This window comes from Patescibacteria group bacterium, assembly GCA_038064855.1.
Lineage (GTDB): Bacteria > Patescibacteriota > Minisyncoccia > Ryanbacterales > GWA2-47-10b > SICQ01.
Map to the genome: position 1 here is coordinate 66,613 of JBBTSE010000002.1, position 15,710 is coordinate 82,322.

A 15,710-nucleotide genomic window follows, 5' to 3' on the forward strand; every position below is an offset into this window, starting at 1 on the left:
TATTTATGGAAAAGGAGGAAGGTCATGAGTACCATACCAAAGCCCTTTGAACTCAAGCCAGAGGACATCAGCTATGCGACGACGCCTGATGGTAAGCGCGTACGCGCGACACTCACGCTCATCCGTGATGGGTGTGCGGCTCAAGCATCGGCCGAGCAAGATGATTTAGTGTCTGCTGTGATTGCCGCCGTCAATCGTGCCCTCGAACGCTGGTTTGATGCGGGGCGCGTGAATGCCGCGCCAAATGGCAGTATACTCTCAACACCCGATGGTTGGCTGTGCTGCGCTTTCGCGTATTGCATGGGAGGCCGCCTCGAGAGGGGCGAAGCTACGCATGTGGATGTCGCCAAGGCCGCAGCATTGGCCTATGTCACGGCCGTCAATAAGCTCGTCGCCGTTCTCGGCATCGAGGCGCTTTTCACCTCAGACCCAAAAGCCACCCAATCCGCCTAGAGCAACCCTCTAGGCGATTTTCTTTTTCATTTATCAGTAATATGTTTTAATAGAGGTATGGATAAGATCTTTTTAAGACGGCAAATTATCTCGCTCGGTTTTCTGGTGTTTCCGTGGTTGGTGGTTTTATTTTTGTTTGGTATAAAACCAGGATTTCTCGCCGGCATGTTTTTTATCTCATTTAGTTTTTTTCTTAGTTTGGTTGCATTATTTCGTATTGCGAAAGATTGTTATGCACGACCAAGGCCGCTTTCTTTTGTGTTGCTTATTTTAGCTATCGGTAATGCCAGTTTATTTAGTCTTTGGATATTTGGTTTTTTTGCTTTTTTCGGGCTCAACCCTGCTTAGTTGACTAATTTATAATAACGGGTTATTCTTTCTTCGGAAGTTCGTTTCAATCTTTCACCAACCGAAGAAGGAGATGAAAAATGCACTCGAAGAAAAGTGGCCTCATCACCGTGGCGACGATTTTCGTCACCGTTCTACTTTCTGCAACAGCTGATGCGTATCAGACTATCGCGCACCGCTACATCACCTGCAAGGCGCTCGAGGGCTTGCGTGACCCTTTGCCCGAAGCTCATACGGAGTTTCGTCAGTACGCCCATTGCGACGACTGCACTATCTTCAAAGGGGACTACTGCATTGGTCTTTCTCTTTTACCCCCTGCCCCTTCTCAGTCGCTAATTCACGCCATTCGAACGCCAGAGTGGCAGGAGGTAGAGTTTTGCGGCGGTCTGAATGGACCAACCTATCAACCTCCTGGGCATATTACTATCGCAGAACTAGAGGTTCTATACGACGGCGATGATCTAGTTACGGGGTCGTCAGTTGAAGATGCTTTGAATGCAGTTGATCCACGAAGTAATCTTTTTACGCCAGCCTTCGCCAGTCACTTTTGGGATCCTGATATCTATCACTCTTCATTTGTAGGTGACTTTGATGGAGGGCTAGCTGTCGCCGTTCGACCAATAACCCGTTTTCTCTTCTGCGATTCTGGTATCTCAAATAAGTGTCGTGTTCGTCAGTCTTCGTATCATCGAGCTCAGGCACTTTGGGCGACTGCCGTCTCGCTTTATCGCGAAGGCAAGACCCGAGAGTCGTACTATGCTCTAGGTCGCGTCGCTCATCTACTTGAAGATCTCACGAGTCCTGCGCACGTGCATGGTGATAACCATAATGGGGATAAGAGATCTAGACCATTCTTGCATACTTGCTGTGGAGGCGGTCGTCACCCCGACTCTCGTCCAGACACCCTCGAAACCTACACGGCGAGCAAAGAGGTACTCCAGCGAATGAATCGCAAGAAGATCCGTCCATACAAAGACGAGCAACTTTTGAGTGATGACATTTGGGATTCGCTCGATGCTGACCAAAAAGGGCGTCTCTTCAAACTCTTTTGGTTTACCGCTCAGAAGACACAATACTGGGCGAGCAATGGTGATCAAAATCCAAACGGGCCGCTTCCCGGTGATCAGCAATGTAGCGAGGATATCCCTGATACTTCAACCATCTGCGACGAGTATGCGTTTGGTACGCTCGGCGAGCCGAACATTTACTTCGATAAAGATGGCAATACAGGATTTCTCCCGCTCGATCTCTGGTCAGCAAGCAACTCGCCGCTCACACTTCCGTGCAGAATCAATACTTCACTGCCGGGAGAGCAGAAGCGAATGGCGAAAGCTCTCTTGGGGCACAGCCTTTCCGCCGTCTCCGGTCTGTACCGCCTATTCTGGGATCAGACGCACGATCAAGACGGCGATGGATACGGCGTAGTCACTGACTGCGACGATGCCAATCAGTCGCGCTTTCCCGGCAACGCCGAGATCTGCACTGACCAGTTCGACAACAACTGCGACGGCACGGTCAACGAAAACTGCCCGTCGTTCACCATCACGCACAACCCGTGGAATGGTGACGGGCACCCGCACAACCTTGCCGATATTCAAGTTATTCGATCGGGACTCCTCTCTTCGTTGACAAGGCTTACTATAAATCCGGTGGGTGGATTCAATGAAGATGTGGAATTGCGTCTTGTGGGTGTTGCTCCCGACGAAGAACCGACAGGTCTTCCTGACGGTCTCGATGATGACTCTCTCCCTGATATTGGTGACGGCATACCTGATAGTGCGTATTCTCTCACCAGTCCTCCATGCTTGCCTCAATGTATAGGCGCGCGGTTCGGTGTCGGCGCAGGCATTCCCATCGACACAGTGAGCGCGAGCAACTACTCTATAGACTTCAGGGTAAAGACTCTCCCAGCGTTGCCGGTAGGGCGCTATATGGTCAAAGTTGAGGGCACAGCGGCTACCCCAGATGGCCCCGTGACTGGCTTTACTGAACTCGTGCTTGTGGTCGGTGACAGTACATCAGTACCCTCCTTTACCATCACGCACAATCCCCGACCCGATTCTCACCCGCACCATCTGGCAGACATGACGATGGGTAGCTCTCAGCTCTCCTCCGAAGTCATCATTGGTGTGCAAGGCGTCGACGGGTTCGATGGTATGGTGACATTGACCGTCGTCGGTATGTCTCTCGACTATGAGCCCGTCAGAGTGCCCGATGGCCCCGATAGTAATTCTTTGCCAGACGATCAGGGTGACGGTATTCCCGACGATTCAACCTATAGTACCGCAGTAGCTCAAAAGCTTACGCCCGTATTAGATGGCGTCAACCGCTACTCAATCAATGTTTTGGCGGGGAGTAGTGTCGCGTTCAAGATTAGGAGAGTCAATCTCCCTCCTAATCGATACATGATCAAAATCGTGGGTACCGCGACCGTCGGCAGTGATATCATCACAAATTCCAGTGAGATCTTGGTGGCAGTCGGCGAAGGTACATCCGGCTACATCGAGCAGTAGCTCAACCCGCCTAGAGCAACCCTCTAGGCGATTTTTTTTTGGTGTGGTAACAGCTACACTATATACATGAAATTAAATCTTTCTCGCGGTTCTTCGCCTCTCATTATTGTCGCTCTCACTATTGTCGTAATCATCGTCATCGGTGGGGGGTACTATTATTTTACTCAGTCTCCAAAAGGTGAGATGGCCTGCTCTGCCGAGGCAAAGCTTTGCCCTGACGGTAGTGCCGTGGGCCGCACGGGTCCCAACTGCGAATTTGCCCCGTGTCCCAATGCGGATATGCCAAAAGATGCGTTGCCGCCTCCGGCGAAAGAAACACAACCCATCACTTTCACTGGCACGGTGCTAGCAGGATCAAAGTCACCGCTCATTGATTACAACAAAGCTGATTATGACAAGGCGCTTGCGTCAGACAAATTGGTAGTGTTGTATTTCTATGCAAATTGGTGCCCTATTTGCCGTGTAGAATTCCCTGAAGCACAAAAAGCATTCAATGAACTTAACGATGATCGCGTGGTGGGCTTCCGTATCAACTACGAAGATAGTGATGTCACGCCTGATGAAAAAGTACTCGCGCGCGAGTTCAATATTACCTACCAGCACACCAAGGTGTTGATCAAAAATGGCAAGCGTATTCTTAAAGCGCCCGAGACTTGGAATAAAGATCGTTATCTTTCAAAGATTAAAGAGAATCTCTAAGGTATGAAACCAAAGCGCGATTGGAATATATTTTTCTCGGCAGTATTCTTTGTCCTTGGGTTTTCTCTCGTTTTCTCATTGTTGGGTGTGCTCTTGCAAACAGTTCTCTCAAATCTTGCATATGACGCGCAGATATGGGCACAGCGGATTGGCGGTGCCGTTGTCATTCTTTTCGGTCTGTATCTGACGGGTCTGGTCCGCATTCCGTTTCTTGAACGCGAATACAAAGTAAAAGTGCGCGGGCATTTTCGCTCGCACTTTATTACTTCGTTTTTGTTTGGCGCCGCGTTTGCTGCTGGCTGGACGCCGTGCGTGTCAGCGGCGCTCGGTGCTATCTTGGCGCTTGCGAGTACCAACCCATCGTCAGCATTTGTGTTGCTCTTTGCCTACACGCTCGGCATTGGCATTCCGTTTTTACTCGTCGGGCTTTTTACCACACAAGCGCAAGAGCTTATCGGTCGCGCAGGAAAAAAACTTTTGTATTTCCAATATTTTTTCGGCGCCATACTCATCGCCATCGGCGTTTTGATGTTTGTGGGCGATTTGAGCCGAGTCGCTAACCTCGAGATTTTGACGACCATTCTTCTCAAGTTTGGAGTTGGCACAAGCGCGGGCGATGGCATCATGGCGCTCAGCCCCATCACCTTTGGCATCGCGCTCTTTGCTGGGTTTGCGTCATTTCTGAGTCCGTGCATATTACCTATCGTGCCCGGATTTTTGACATATCTTGCGTCAACCGCAGCAAAAGAAAACGAAACTCATGGATAATACTTTACGCACGAGTATCCTTGTCGTTGTACTCGCACTCATCGGCGGCAGTATTTATTATTTTGAATCGCAAAAAGTAAAACCAAATATTTCGATGCCGGAAAGTACTCAGGCAGATATCGCCCCGCGCGTCGTTGATGCCGATATGTTGCCGCCAGCACCTGGTGAAGGAAAGCCAGCCACTGCACCTGCTGGCATAAAAAAATCGGAGATGTATGGGCTCGCCAAAGAAATCGCCTCACCGTCAGGGTTCGTCAACACCAAACCATTTCGCATTCAGGATTTGATTGGCAAAAAAGTTATCTTAGTAGATTTTTGGACATATTCGTGTATCAACTGTCAGCGTACTCAACCGTATCTCAACGCGTGGTATGACAAATATCACGACCAAGGTCTTGAGATTGTAGGTGTGCATACGCCCGAGTTTGGCTTCGAGAAAATATTGGCAAATGTGGAAAAGGCATCGCGCGATGCGAACATAAAGTATCCGGTAGTGCTCGATAATGATTATGCGACATGGAACGCGTACAAAAATCGTTTTTGGCCGCGCAAATATTTAATCGATATCGATGGCTATATCATCTACGATCATATCGGTGAGGGCGGGTACGCCGAGACCGAAAAGAAGATTCAAACGGCACTCAGCGAGCGCATGGTAGTTTTAAATGAACGAGGGAGTGTTGCTGGCGGTACGGTGACACCTAGCGCTGATACGCCGAGTTTCAATCAGCAAATGTCGCGAGAGACTTATTTTGGCGCGTGGCGCAATACCAACTTTGGCAATGGTACACCGAGCACAGAAGGTGAGAAAACATTTGCGGTACCCGATGCAAAAAATATTGATGCAGAAAAGTTTTATCTTGATGGTGCGTGGCAGATAGCGCGCGAGTATGCGAAAAACACTGAGAAGGGCGCGCGGCTCGTATTTCGATTTCGAGCCAAAGATGTCCATATGGTAGCGGGAGCGCCCAATGGCGCCAAAATCCGTATACTGCAAGATGGTAAGCCAGTCTCGGGAGGGGATGTCAAAAATGGCGAGCTCCAGATCCATGACTCAAAGCGCTACCATCTCATAGAAAATAGCTCATTTGGCGAGCATGTACTCGAGATATATATAGAAGACGCAGGACTTGAGGCCTTTACCTTCACCTTTGGGTAGAAGGAGGGTATTGACATTTTTTAAAAATACTGTAGTATTTACGGCTGTACCGTACCTTCCAAACTCGTCTCGCAGACAGGCCTTTTTTGTTTGGTACGGCGTTTCCCAACCCGCCCACAAAGGGCACAGCGAAAAGGAAAGAGGAATACATGAAGATCAAGCGACTTCTGACCGCAGCGACGCTCGTCGTTGCCATGGCTGTGTTGGCCATGATCGTGCCCGCCAGCGCGTTCGCGCAGGCTGCGGCGCCGTTCGATCACCTCAAGTGCTACAAGATCGGCTTCAAGAAGGGTGAGCTGCAAGTCTCGAATCACGCCTTCGACCCGCTCGTCTTGATCCCGTTCCAGGTGCCCCCGTTCGCCACCGAGGATGGCTGCCGGCTCCTGCCTGCCAAAGCTCCGCGTCCCGCGATGTTCTGCGTTCCCGTCGACAAGAAGCCGAGGCAGGCTCCCGTCGGCACGGACATCAAGAACGATTTCTTCGTGTACAAGATGAAGTGCCCCGAGCAGCCCAACTTCGTGCAGGGCGCGTCCGACCAGTTCGTGCGCGGCAACATGCAGGTCAACCGCAAGACGACCGTGCGCATGTTGCTCGTCCCGGCGTACAAGACCACGACGCCGCCCGATCCTTCATGTCAGCCCACCGCGCCTCACCAGTGCGGCGGCACCTGCCCCGACGCGACCGACATCTGTCGGCCCGATGCCGCGGACATCTGCAGGTGCATCCCGCAGATCTCGATGTCGTGCGGGCTCATCCCCGGCACGAACCAGTGCGGCGGCGATTGCGCCTCCGGACTCTCGTGCAAGCCATCAGCCACGGCGCCCTGCGCCTGCGGCTGACCTAACCTCATCTGCGAGACGAGACCAAGGCCGTGCCCCCAACCCGAATCGTCGGGAAGGGGGCCTTTTTCTTGACACTGCTTCATCTTTTTGTTATTCTCGAGGGTACATTTTTATATGCCAACTATTCAGCAATTGATTCGTCACGGTCGCAAGCGCATCGTCAAAAAAGCGAAGGCGCCCGCTTTGCGTTTTAGCTTTAATACCATCCACAACAAGCGCGTATGGCACAGCTCGCCGTTCAAACGCGGTGTATGTATAAAGGTAACCACCCAGACTCCAAAGAAGCCAAACTCCGCTATCCGTAAAGTAGCGCGAGTTCGTCTTTCGAATGGTATGGAAGTAACTGCGTATATCCCGGGTATCGGCCACAACTTGCAAGAGCACTCAGTGGTCATGGTGCGTGGCGGTCGCGTAAAAGACTTGCCAGGTGTGCGCTATCACATCGTTCGTGGTGTACTCGATGCGTCAGGTGTTGAGACGCGTCGCCAGGCTCGTTCAAAGTACGGATCAAAGCGGCCAAAGGCGAAGGCAAAGGCATAATTACTACTGAATATTTTTTATGCGTAGAAAACGAAATTACAAACGAGATATCATGCCAGATCCAAAATTTGGTGACGAGACACTCGCAAAGTTTATCAACCACCTCATGATTGGTGGCAAAAAATCAACCGCGCGTACATGCATGTACGACGCGCTTGATGAGATCGCAAAAATCCAAAAGACCGAAGATCCTATGGCGGTATTCAACGCAGCGCTTACCAATGTGGGCCCGCAGGTTGAAGTAAAATCTCGCCGCGTTGGTGGCGCAAACTATCAGGTACCCCGTGAAGTTCGCGGTGACCGCCGTATGACGCTCGCGATGCGTTGGATCATCGCCGCATCACGCGCCAAAAAAGGCAAGCCGATCTCAAAGCGTCTTGCTGATGAATTTATGCTTGCATCAAAAAACGAAGGTACCGCCATCAAGAAAAAACTCGACACCCATCGTATGGCAGAAGCCAACAAGGCCTTTGCACACTTCGCGTGGTAAGCTACTGATTGTATGGCACGCGACTATCCTCTCGATCGTATCCGTGATATCGGCATCATTGCTCATATCGACGCCGGCAAGACTACGGTCTCCGAGCGTGTTTTGTTTTACACCGGTGTATCGCACAAGATTGGTGAAGTACACGAAGGTGAAGCGGTCATGGATTGGATGGAGCAAGAACGAGAGCGTGGTATCACAATCACCTCAGCTGCAACTACCTGTTTTTGGCGCCCGACCTATCTTCCGGAAGCGCATAAAAATAAAGATCACGAATATCGTATCAATATCATCGATACTCCAGGCCATGTGGATTTTACCGTCGAGGTTGAGCGCTCACTACGCGTACTCGATGGCGGTGTGGTTGTCTTTGATGGTGTTGCCGGCGTAGAGCCGCAGTCAGAAACGGTGTGGCGTCAGGCAGACAAGTACAAAGTGCCGCGCATGTGTTTCATCAACAAGCTCGATCGCACGGGCGCGTCATTTGAGCGCAGTTTTAACTCGATCATTGAACGACTCACACCAAATGCAGTCGCCGTACAACTTCCTATTGGTTTGGAAGGGGACTTCGCGGGTGTCATCGATCTTTTGCGTATGAAGGCATTTCGTTTTGAGGGTGATCACGGTGACAAAATTGTCACCGAAGAAATCCCCGCGAATCTCAAAGCCGATGCTGATCGGTATCGCCATATCTTGCTCGAAAAGATCGTCGAGACGGATGATGTACTCACCGAACAATATCTCGAAGGCAAAGAAATTTCATTTGATAATTTACAAAAAGCTTTGCGCGCCGCAACCATCGGGTACAAAATCGTACCGGTATTTTGTGGCTCCGCACTCAAAAACAAAGGCGTACAGCTCATGCTTGACGGTGTGGTAGATTATTTGCCAAGCCCACTCGATCGGCCACCGGTAGTGGGCAAAGATCCCAACACCGATGCTGATATCATCCGCGAGACATCTGACGAAGCGCCCTTTTCAGCGCTTGCGTTTAAGTTGCAGACTGATCCCTTTGTAGGTCAGCTGACTTATTTTCGTATCTATTCGGGTGTTATCGAGGCGGGTTCGTATATTTACAACGCGACCAAAGATCAAAAAGAGCGCGTAGGCCGCATCTTGCGCATGCATGCAAACCACCGCGAAGAAGTAAAAGAAATGCACGCAGGCGAGATTGGCGCCATCGTAGGTCTCAAATCAACTACTACCGGTGATACGCTCACCGATCCTGAGCATCCAATAATCTTGGAGCGCATCATATTCCCCGAACCTGTTGTAGACCTCAAGATCGAACCAAAGACCAAAGTAGACCAAGAGCGCATGGGCTTCGCACTCAAGCGCCTTTCCGAAGAAGATCCGACATTCCGCATCAGTAGCAATGGCGAGACCGGCGAGACGATCATCTCGGGTATGGGTGAATTGCACCTCGAGATTCTTGTCGATCGTATGCGCCGCGAGTTTAAGGTTGAGGCCAATGTCGGCAAGCCGCAGGTAGCGTACAAAGAAACCATCCGCAAAAAGGCGGAGGCGGAGGGCAAGTACATCAAGCAATCAGGTGGTCGCGGTCAGTACGGCCATGTGCGCCTTCGCGTTGAACCAAACGAAACCGGCAAAGGTTTTGAATTTATCAACGAGATCAAGGGTGGCGCGATCCCCCAAGAGTTTATCCCCGCTGTACAAAAAGGTATCCGCGAATCACTCGATCGCGGTGTGGTTGCGGGCTTCCCGATTGTGGATGTCAAAGTGGCACTCTACGATGGCTCATACCACGATGTAGACTCAAACGAAGCGGCGTTTAAGATCGCGGGTTCTATGGGCTTCCAAGAGGCCGCCAAGCGCGCCGATCCCGTACTGCTCGAGCCAATCATGAAGGTAGAAGTTATCGTACCCGCAGACTTCATGGGTGAGGTGACGGGCGATATCAACTCAAAGCGCGGACGCATCGAGCGCATGGAAGACCGCCTCAACCTCAAAGTTATCGACGCCAAAGTGCCGCTCTCTGAGATGTTTGGTTATGTGACCAATTTACGATCACGCACCGAAGGACGCGGGTCATATACTATGGAATTCTCTTCATACGAAGAGGTACCAAAAAATGTGTCGGCAGATATTATTGCTGGTAAAAAGTAAATATATATCTGAACAAAAAATGCCTTTCGGGGCATTTGTTTGTTTTGCACAGGAGTCTTGTCAAAATGATTTGCTTTGAGTAGAGTAGAGGAGAAGCACCTCGTACATGGGGACTCACAAGAGTCCCAATGTCGTACGTGGAGACTCACAAAAGTCTCCCCAACATGAAGGAGGTTAGGATGAGGCAGAAGTTCGTCAACTGCCAGCGCAGAGCCGGCCCGATCTAGGCACGACCCCCTCCTCAACAGTCGCTACGGCGACACCCCCCGGCGGAGTCCCTCATGGACTCCGCCGATTTCTTTTTTATTTGATTTTGAGGTATATACTACATACATGGCACACGAACCTGAAGATGCTGGCGCACGCGAGGTAGATGGCGATTTCTTCTTTGCCGAAGAGGTGTTGGCCGAAGATCTCGAGAGGGTAGAGGCCACAGCCGACGACCTTCCATTATAGGGAAAGCCCCAAAGCTCCCTATTTGACAGGGGAGGATATTTTCACTATCATGGGCGTTATCTAATAATTACTCGTTTTAAACGCTTTTTCACTATGGCAACGGAAAAATTTGACCGTTCAAAGCCGCACCTCAATGTGGGAACCATTGGTCATGTCGACCACGGAAAGACCACACTGACGGCGGCAATCCTCCATTGCTTGGCACTCGCCGGAAACAAGGTGCGTGTTGAGGATGTGAGCCAGATTGACAACGCACCCGAGGAGCGGGCGCGTGGTATTACTATTGCACTCCACCACTCAGAGTATGAGTCGGCAAAGCGCCACTACGCGCACATTGATGCACCTGGTCACGCAGATTACATCAAAAACATGATCACCGGTGCCGCCCAGATGGACGGCGCAGTGCTTGTGGTAGCCGCCACTGACGGCCCTATGCCACAGACGCGTGAGCATATCTTGCTCGCAAAACAGGTTGGCGTACCTACGATCATCGTATTTCTCAACAAGTGCGATGCAGTAGACGATCCAGAGCTTATTGATCTCGTCGAACAAGAAATTCGCGAGCTTCTCACCAAGTATGATTACCCAGGTGAAACGACCCCGATCATTCGTGGGTCAGCGCTCAAGGCACTTGAGGGCAAGACTGTTGATGATCCTGCGGTCAAAGCAGTACTTGAGCTTGCAAACCAGCTTGATAACTATATTCCTGAGCCAGTTCGCGACCTCGAAAAGCCATTCTTGATGCCAGTAGAAGATGTGTTCTCTATTGAAGGACGCGGTACTGTCGTCACCGGTAAGATCGAGCGCGGTCAGGTAAAGGTGGGCGAGGAAATTGAAATCATCGGTATCCGCGACACCCAAAAGACGGTCGTCACTGGTATTGAAATGTTCAACAAATCTCTTGACGAAGGTCGGGCAGGCGACAACGCAGGTCTCCTCCTTCGTGGTCTCAAAAAAGAAGATGTTGAGCGCGGTCAGGTTTTGGCGAAGCCAGGATCAGTCACCCCTCACACCGAGTTTGAGGCAGAGGTATATATCCTCACCAAAGAAGAAGGCGGACGCCACACGCCATTTTTCGCGGGCTACAAGCCACAGTTTTACATTCGCACCACTGATGTGACCGGCGAGGTAACCCTTCCACAGGGCACCGAGATGGTTATGCCAGGTGATACGATGAAGTTCCAAGTAAAACTCGTACAGCCGGTAGCTTTAGAAGAAAAACAGCGCTTTGCTATCCGCGAGGGTGGTAAGACTGTCGGTGCTGGTGTTGTTACCAAAATCACCAAGTAATATAATCCTTTACTAGATATCAAATGGCACGAGCAGCAGAAAAAACTCCAACCGCGACCAAGCTCCGCATTCGCATCCGCGCGTATGACAACAAGGTCATCGACGCGTCGGTCAAGCAGATTGTAGAGACCGCGCGCAGGTATGGGGGCGAGATTGTAGGGCCGGTGCCGTTACCGACAGAAATCCGTAAGTACACGGTAAACCGCTCAACCTTCGTGCATAAAAATGCCCGTGAGCAGTTTGAGATGCGAGTGCATAAGCGCATCATCGATATCAAGAACCCAACGCCCAAGATCATCGATGCGCTTACCAACCTCAACCTTCCCGCCGGTGTTGATGTCGAAGTAAAGATGTAAAAAGGGTTCTGCCCTAAACCAAAAACCGCCCTCGGGCGGTTTTTGGTATACTGTAAACATGAGATATATTTTGTCGCCCCATGCAAAGTTGCGCATGAAGGAGCGATCGATACAGCAGAGTCTTCTTGAGGGAACTCTGGCGAATCCAACAAAAGTATTATATGATGCAAGAGGTAGATTAATGTTTAAAAAACTCTATAAAAAGCGGCATACAACGAGACTATTGATAGTTGTTGGTGAAAAAGTAAAAGACACACTGCGCGTTATTACGGTTATAGAAACATCTAAAATTAAGAAATATTTATGAATAAACAACAAGGAAAAATTTCGTACGATCGAGGAAGTAGAGTGCTTTCTCTCGCCGTAGGTAAAGGCAAAAGCGTTGATTCTGATATCAGGGGCAATGTGGTCATTGATGTTGATAAAAAAGGCAATCCGGTACGCGTAGATATCCATAGTTTTAGTTTTGATGCTTTTCGTGCAGGCAAGGGCAAACTAGAACATTTCCTCGGTTCCAAGGCCAGGGTTGTCCAGTTGAGGTAATCTAACTATATTGGCAAGGATTCTGTTCTATCAAAAACCGCCCTCGGGCGGTTTTTGGTTTGAGGTGGTATACTGACAAAAGCATGAATATCTATATAAGGATTATTTTGTGGGGGCTACTTGTTTTTTGGCTGGTCGGTTCTGCTGTCCTATTGCCTAAATTTTATTGCGGAGTTGGGAACGCAGGCAAAGCTGGGTCAGCTGTTTTTAATCAGAGTGATCCAAATTTTCGGCAACACAGTAAGGTGATTTTTGATGACTGCTCGTATCCAGCAGTTTTCAAAATCCTTCTTAAGAGGCGCTTGATTCTAGACTATATGCTCGGTGTTATTGGGTTACCATTAATTCTCATCTCACTTTTTTATGGCGGTCAATTTCTTTATAAGAAAATCTTTCGAAAACAATATGACCACAAATGAATTTACAAAGCCGGAGAATTTGGAAAAGTATTCTTTTCTCTGGTCAGAGGCGCGGCTTTTGGTAGCTGCCGTAGCGTTGTTCGCGGGCGGTATTCCAGCAGTGTATTTATTGCCGATTCCCTACCTATTTGTAGGTTTAGTAAGTACTCTCCTCACGCTCTCGTGGCTTGTTTCGGGCGCGGCATCAGCGTATCTTGGCTGGCGCTGGTATACGGGTGGGCAAAAAGTATTTGGCAAAAAAGATACGCGTGATACTGTCGCTTTTTTTGTCAGCGTAGTGTCAGGTATCAATCTCGGGCTCGTTCCAATTTTAGGCAACAATATTGGTATGAGTATCGCGTGGGGCGGATTTGTCTTTACCGTGACCGCTATTTTATATGTCGTTGCCGCAGTACATCTCTGGATGCGCTGGAACGCGCATGGCAAAAAAGTTTTTTAGAAATAAATCGCATACAAAGAAAATTCCCCAGTCACCGTGATGGTGACTGGGGTTTGCCGTTTGGCATGCTCCGTTATACGCAGAGCTAGTGGGGGAGAGCGTAGGCTCGCACGGTGTCGGTGAGCTCGTTGGGCACGCCCGATGACTTCGGTACGAACGCCATAGCTCCCAGCTTCACCGCCGCCTCGGCGATGCCAGTCATCGTCTCGCGTGAGTAGATGATGATGGGCATCTGGGGGTGTGTCTCGCGCATGCCCGAGACGAGCTGCATGCCGGGCCGAAACCCTCTGCCCGCCACAATCTCGATGACCATGATGTCAGGACGCTCTTCGTTTGCGATGACTCGCGCCTCCGCAAAGCTGTCTGTCTCGAGCAGTACTGCGTCCGGTTCGGCGTCTTTGAGCTTCTTGCGTACGCGTGCCCGATCCTCGGCACTTTCGTCCACGAGTAGTATCTTCATGGGTTGGTACATTCCTCCTTCTAATAATAAAAAATACCCCAAAACCTTTAAAGAGTCAATGTTTTGATGGGTAGACTCGTCCCACTCTGGACAGCTCTTTTTCGTTGTGCTACAAAGGGGTCATGTTTCTCTGGTGATTTCCCCCCAGATAGTGACGGTAAGGCCTAGCCCCGCCGTGCGGGGTGTTTTATTACCTGATGGGAACAGCTCCATAAGCGGGGTATATGAAAAAATTCATCCTCGGTAAAAAGCTCGAAATGAGCCAAATATTCAAAGACGACGGCACAGTAATCCCTGTGACCGTCATTCAAGCTGGCCCCGTCGAGATCTCTCAAGTAAAGGGCAAGGAAAAAGACGGTTATGAGGCAGTACAAGTCCTTTTCGGCAAAACTCGCAAAGAATTTCGTACGGAAGATTCATACGAAAAAGGCGGCAAAATCGATGTTTCGGTTTTTGCGGAAGGGGATTTTGTAAAAGTATCAGGCACCATGAAGGGTCGTGGTTTTCAAGGCGTGGTCAAGCGCCACGGCTTCAAGGGTGCTCCTAAGTCCCACGGTACCAAGCACGCCCACCGCGAGCCGGGTTCAATCGGTGCAGTATGGCCTCAGCGCGTACTCAAGGGTACTCGTATGGGTGGTCGTATGGGTGGTACTCGTATTACCGTAGAAAATCTGATGGTCGCCAAAGTCGATGCTGAGAAAAACTTACTGTATGTACGCGGCGCGGTTCCGGGCGCTCGTGGTACACTCTTGGAAATTTCTGCATAACCTATCATGGAAGCTCCACTCTACAACCAAAAAGGTGATACGGTCGGCAAGATTGCTCTTTCTGATGCTCTTTTCGCTGTTCGTTGGAGCCCAACACTCGTACACGAGACCGTTATCCAGATCCAGGCAAATCGCAGGAAGGCGATCGCTCATGTTAAAGATCGTGGTGAAGTGCGTGGTGGTGGCAAAAAGCCTTGGCGCCAAAAGGGTACGGGGCGAGCCCGACACGGTTCTACTCGCTCACCGTTGTGGGTTGGTGGTGGTGTGACTCACGGTCCATCAAAGGACAAAAATTTTACGACAAAAATAAATAAAAAAGCACGCAGAAAAGCTCTTGCGGCTGCCCTCTCACACAAATTCAAAGACGGCGAGATTATTTTTGTAGACGCGCTCGCAACCGAAAAACCAAAGACCAAAGAGGCAGCAGTATTTCTCAAGGCTTTTGGCAAAGCAATCGGCAAAGAGACTTTCGGTGTAAAAGGTGGCCGTACACTCATCTTGACCGCAAAGTCACAGCCCGAGACTGTTCGCGCGTTTCGCAACTTGCCATTTGTTGAGATCATGGAGGCGCGCAACATAAATGTCGAAGAGGCGCTCTTGCCAAAGTATTTGGTATTTACCAAAGACGCGGTAGCAACGATTGCTCGCTAATCAACTATTATGGCACTCCTCCCCTTTTTAAAGAAAAAAGAAAAAATAGAAAAACATGATCACGAAGGTCATGACCATGATCACGCCGAGCAAAAACCTATGACGCGTTTTGAGGGTGTTGAGCGCGCGGTACTTATCGCTCCGCATGTTACCGAGCGCGCACGCCAGCTCTCTGAAGTCGGTCAGTATGTATTTCGTATTGCTACGACAGCCAACAAACAAGCAGTTCGTAAGGCAGTCGAGCGCGCGTACAAAGTGCATGTTACCGGTGTCCGTATTGTGACTGCGCATGAAAAACCACGCCGCCGTGGGTTGACGGTGGGTGTTAAAAGAGGGTATAAAAAGGCGGTGGTGGCACTCCGCAAAGGCGAGGCCATCGATATTTTTTAATTA

Annotated in this window: 21 protein-coding genes; 20 read left to right on the forward strand and 1 reads right to left on the reverse strand. The window is 50.1% G+C overall.

The window, feature by feature from the left end:
• Positions 1-24 precede the first annotated feature (24 nt).
• The 17 genes from AAB417_00755 (at position 25) to AAB417_00835 (ending at position 13,439) form a co-directional block, all read left to right on the forward strand.
• The gene (locus AAB417_00755) at positions 25-453 is read left to right on the forward strand and encodes a hypothetical protein (GenBank protein ID MEK7630546.1); all 429 of its coding nucleotides are present in this window, start codon (positions 25-27) and stop codon (positions 451-453) included.
• Between the two features lie 57 nt (positions 454-510).
• Positions 511-801: a hypothetical protein gene (locus AAB417_00760; protein ID MEK7630547.1), complete on the forward strand. Its 291-nt coding sequence runs from the start codon at positions 511-513 to the stop codon at positions 799-801.
• Between the two features lie 80 nt (positions 802-881).
• Positions 882-3,314, forward strand: coding sequence for a MopE-related protein (locus AAB417_00765; protein ID MEK7630548.1), 2,433 nt, complete (start codon positions 882-884; stop codon positions 3,312-3,314).
• Positions 3,315-3,380: 66 nt separating this feature from the next.
• The gene (locus AAB417_00770) at positions 3,381-4,013 is read left to right on the forward strand and encodes a thioredoxin family protein (GenBank protein ID MEK7630549.1); all 633 of its coding nucleotides are present in this window, start codon (positions 3,381-3,383) and stop codon (positions 4,011-4,013) included.
• A 3-nt stretch (positions 4,014-4,016) separates the two neighbouring features.
• Complete coding sequence (locus tag AAB417_00775) at positions 4,017-4,781, forward strand: cytochrome c biogenesis protein CcdA (protein ID MEK7630550.1); 765 nt, start codon at positions 4,017-4,019, stop codon at positions 4,779-4,781.
• On the forward strand, positions 4,774-5,940 hold the full coding sequence (locus tag AAB417_00780) for a redoxin family protein (GenBank protein ID MEK7630551.1): 1,167 nt from the start codon (positions 4,774-4,776) through the stop codon (positions 5,938-5,940). The genes AAB417_00775 and AAB417_00780 overlap by 8 nt, the downstream gene beginning before the upstream one ends.
• 149 nt (positions 5,941-6,089) lie before the next feature.
• A complete protein-coding gene (locus tag AAB417_00785; GenBank protein ID MEK7630552.1) occupies positions 6,090-6,779 on the forward strand; it encodes a hypothetical protein in 690 nt (229 codons plus the stop codon).
• Between the two features lie 117 nt (positions 6,780-6,896).
• On the forward strand, positions 6,897-7,322 hold the full coding sequence (gene rpsL / locus AAB417_00790) for a 30S ribosomal protein S12 (protein ID MEK7630553.1): 426 nt from the start codon (positions 6,897-6,899) through the stop codon (positions 7,320-7,322).
• 19 nt (positions 7,323-7,341) lie between these two features.
• On the forward strand, positions 7,342-7,812 hold the full coding sequence (gene rpsG / locus AAB417_00795) for a 30S ribosomal protein S7 (protein ID MEK7630554.1): 471 nt from the start codon (positions 7,342-7,344) through the stop codon (positions 7,810-7,812).
• A 12-nt stretch (positions 7,813-7,824) separates the two neighbouring features.
• Complete coding sequence (gene fusA, locus AAB417_00800) at positions 7,825-9,936, forward strand: elongation factor G (GenBank protein MEK7630555.1); 2,112 nt, start codon at positions 7,825-7,827, stop codon at positions 9,934-9,936.
• Between the two features lie 333 nt (positions 9,937-10,269).
• Positions 10,270-10,392: a hypothetical protein gene (locus AAB417_00805; GenBank protein ID MEK7630556.1), complete on the forward strand. Its 123-nt coding sequence runs from the start codon at positions 10,270-10,272 to the stop codon at positions 10,390-10,392.
• Between the two features lie 93 nt (positions 10,393-10,485).
• Positions 10,486-11,682 (forward strand): elongation factor Tu, encoded by a 1,197-nt coding sequence (gene tuf / locus AAB417_00810; GenBank protein MEK7630557.1) that lies wholly within the window; start codon positions 10,486-10,488, stop codon positions 11,680-11,682.
• Between the two features lie 23 nt (positions 11,683-11,705).
• A complete protein-coding gene (rpsJ, locus tag AAB417_00815; GenBank protein ID MEK7630558.1) occupies positions 11,706-12,038 on the forward strand; it encodes a 30S ribosomal protein S10 in 333 nt (110 codons plus the stop codon).
• 58 nt (positions 12,039-12,096) lie between these two features.
• Positions 12,097-12,345 (forward strand): DUF4258 domain-containing protein, encoded by a 249-nt coding sequence (locus AAB417_00820; protein ID MEK7630559.1) that lies wholly within the window; start codon positions 12,097-12,099, stop codon positions 12,343-12,345.
• On the forward strand, positions 12,342-12,581 hold the full coding sequence (locus AAB417_00825; GenBank protein ID MEK7630560.1) for a DUF2283 domain-containing protein: 240 nt from the start codon (positions 12,342-12,344) through the stop codon (positions 12,579-12,581). Before AAB417_00820 ends, AAB417_00825 begins: the two co-directional genes overlap by 4 nt.
• A gap of 83 nt (positions 12,582-12,664) precedes the next feature.
• A complete protein-coding gene (locus AAB417_00830; GenBank protein ID MEK7630561.1) occupies positions 12,665-13,000 on the forward strand; it encodes a hypothetical protein in 336 nt (111 codons plus the stop codon).
• Positions 12,987-13,439, forward strand: coding sequence for a hypothetical protein (locus AAB417_00835; GenBank protein MEK7630562.1), 453 nt, complete (start codon positions 12,987-12,989; stop codon positions 13,437-13,439). The genes AAB417_00830 and AAB417_00835 overlap by 14 nt, the downstream gene beginning before the upstream one ends.
• An 85-nt stretch (positions 13,440-13,524) precedes the next feature.
• Here the strand turns inward: AAB417_00835 and AAB417_00840 are convergent, their stop codons facing one another.
• Entirely contained in the window at positions 13,525-13,911 is a 387-nt protein-coding gene (locus AAB417_00840; GenBank protein MEK7630563.1) for a response regulator, read from the reverse strand.
• Between the two features lie 212 nt (positions 13,912-14,123).
• Between AAB417_00840 and rplC the strand changes: the two genes are divergently transcribed.
• Genes rplC through rplW form a run of 3 tightly spaced genes read left to right on the forward strand, consistent with a single transcriptional unit; the run spans position 14,124 to position 15,707 of the window.
• Positions 14,124-14,666, forward strand: coding sequence for a 50S ribosomal protein L3 (rplC, locus tag AAB417_00845; GenBank protein MEK7630564.1), 543 nt, complete (start codon positions 14,124-14,126; stop codon positions 14,664-14,666).
• A 6-nt stretch (positions 14,667-14,672) separates the two neighbouring features.
• Positions 14,673-15,317 (forward strand): 50S ribosomal protein L4, encoded by a 645-nt coding sequence (gene rplD, locus AAB417_00850; GenBank protein MEK7630565.1) that lies wholly within the window; start codon positions 14,673-14,675, stop codon positions 15,315-15,317.
• Between the two features lie 9 nt (positions 15,318-15,326).
• Positions 15,327-15,707 (forward strand): 50S ribosomal protein L23, encoded by a 381-nt coding sequence (rplW, locus tag AAB417_00855; GenBank protein ID MEK7630566.1) that lies wholly within the window; start codon positions 15,327-15,329, stop codon positions 15,705-15,707.
• Positions 15,708-15,710 lie beyond the last annotated feature (3 nt).

Excerpts from the sequence above, each read along its gene's own strand:
- AAB417_00755 (MEK7630546.1), top strand. The coding sequence starts at position 25 with ATGAGTACCATACCAAAGCCCTTTGAACTCAAGCCAGAGGACATCAGC.
- AAB417_00760 (MEK7630547.1), top strand. The coding sequence starts at position 511 with ATGGATAAGATCTTTTTAAGACGGCAAATTATCTCGCTCGGTTTTCTG.
- AAB417_00765 (MEK7630548.1), top strand. The coding sequence starts at position 882 with ATGCACTCGAAGAAAAGTGGCCTCATCACCGTGGCGACGATTTTCGTC.
- AAB417_00770 (MEK7630549.1), top strand. The coding sequence starts at position 3,381 with ATGAAATTAAATCTTTCTCGCGGTTCTTCGCCTCTCATTATTGTCGCT.
- AAB417_00775 (MEK7630550.1), top strand. The coding sequence starts at position 4,017 with ATGAAACCAAAGCGCGATTGGAATATATTTTTCTCGGCAGTATTCTTT.
- AAB417_00780 (MEK7630551.1), top strand. The coding sequence starts at position 4,774 with ATGGATAATACTTTACGCACGAGTATCCTTGTCGTTGTACTCGCACTC.
- AAB417_00785 (MEK7630552.1), top strand. The coding sequence starts at position 6,090 with ATGAAGATCAAGCGACTTCTGACCGCAGCGACGCTCGTCGTTGCCATG.
- rpsL (MEK7630553.1), top strand. The coding sequence starts at position 6,897 with ATGCCAACTATTCAGCAATTGATTCGTCACGGTCGCAAGCGCATCGTC.
- rpsG (MEK7630554.1), top strand. The coding sequence starts at position 7,342 with ATGCGTAGAAAACGAAATTACAAACGAGATATCATGCCAGATCCAAAA.
- fusA (MEK7630555.1), top strand. The coding sequence starts at position 7,825 with ATGGCACGCGACTATCCTCTCGATCGTATCCGTGATATCGGCATCATT.
- AAB417_00805 (MEK7630556.1), top strand. The coding sequence starts at position 10,270 with ATGGCACACGAACCTGAAGATGCTGGCGCACGCGAGGTAGATGGCGAT.
- tuf (MEK7630557.1), top strand. The coding sequence starts at position 10,486 with ATGGCAACGGAAAAATTTGACCGTTCAAAGCCGCACCTCAATGTGGGA.
- rpsJ (MEK7630558.1), top strand. The coding sequence starts at position 11,706 with ATGGCACGAGCAGCAGAAAAAACTCCAACCGCGACCAAGCTCCGCATT.
- AAB417_00820 (MEK7630559.1), top strand. The coding sequence starts at position 12,097 with ATGAGATATATTTTGTCGCCCCATGCAAAGTTGCGCATGAAGGAGCGA.
- AAB417_00825 (MEK7630560.1), top strand. The coding sequence starts at position 12,342 with ATGAATAAACAACAAGGAAAAATTTCGTACGATCGAGGAAGTAGAGTG.
- AAB417_00830 (MEK7630561.1), top strand. The coding sequence starts at position 12,665 with ATGAATATCTATATAAGGATTATTTTGTGGGGGCTACTTGTTTTTTGG.
- AAB417_00835 (MEK7630562.1), top strand. The coding sequence starts at position 12,987 with ATGACCACAAATGAATTTACAAAGCCGGAGAATTTGGAAAAGTATTCT.
- AAB417_00840 (MEK7630563.1), bottom strand. The coding sequence starts at position 13,911 with ATGTACCAACCCATGAAGATACTACTCGTGGACGAAAGTGCCGAGGAT.
- rplC (MEK7630564.1), top strand. The coding sequence starts at position 14,124 with ATGAAAAAATTCATCCTCGGTAAAAAGCTCGAAATGAGCCAAATATTC.
- rplD (MEK7630565.1), top strand. The coding sequence starts at position 14,673 with ATGGAAGCTCCACTCTACAACCAAAAAGGTGATACGGTCGGCAAGATT.
- rplW (MEK7630566.1), top strand. The coding sequence starts at position 15,327 with ATGGCACTCCTCCCCTTTTTAAAGAAAAAAGAAAAAATAGAAAAACAT.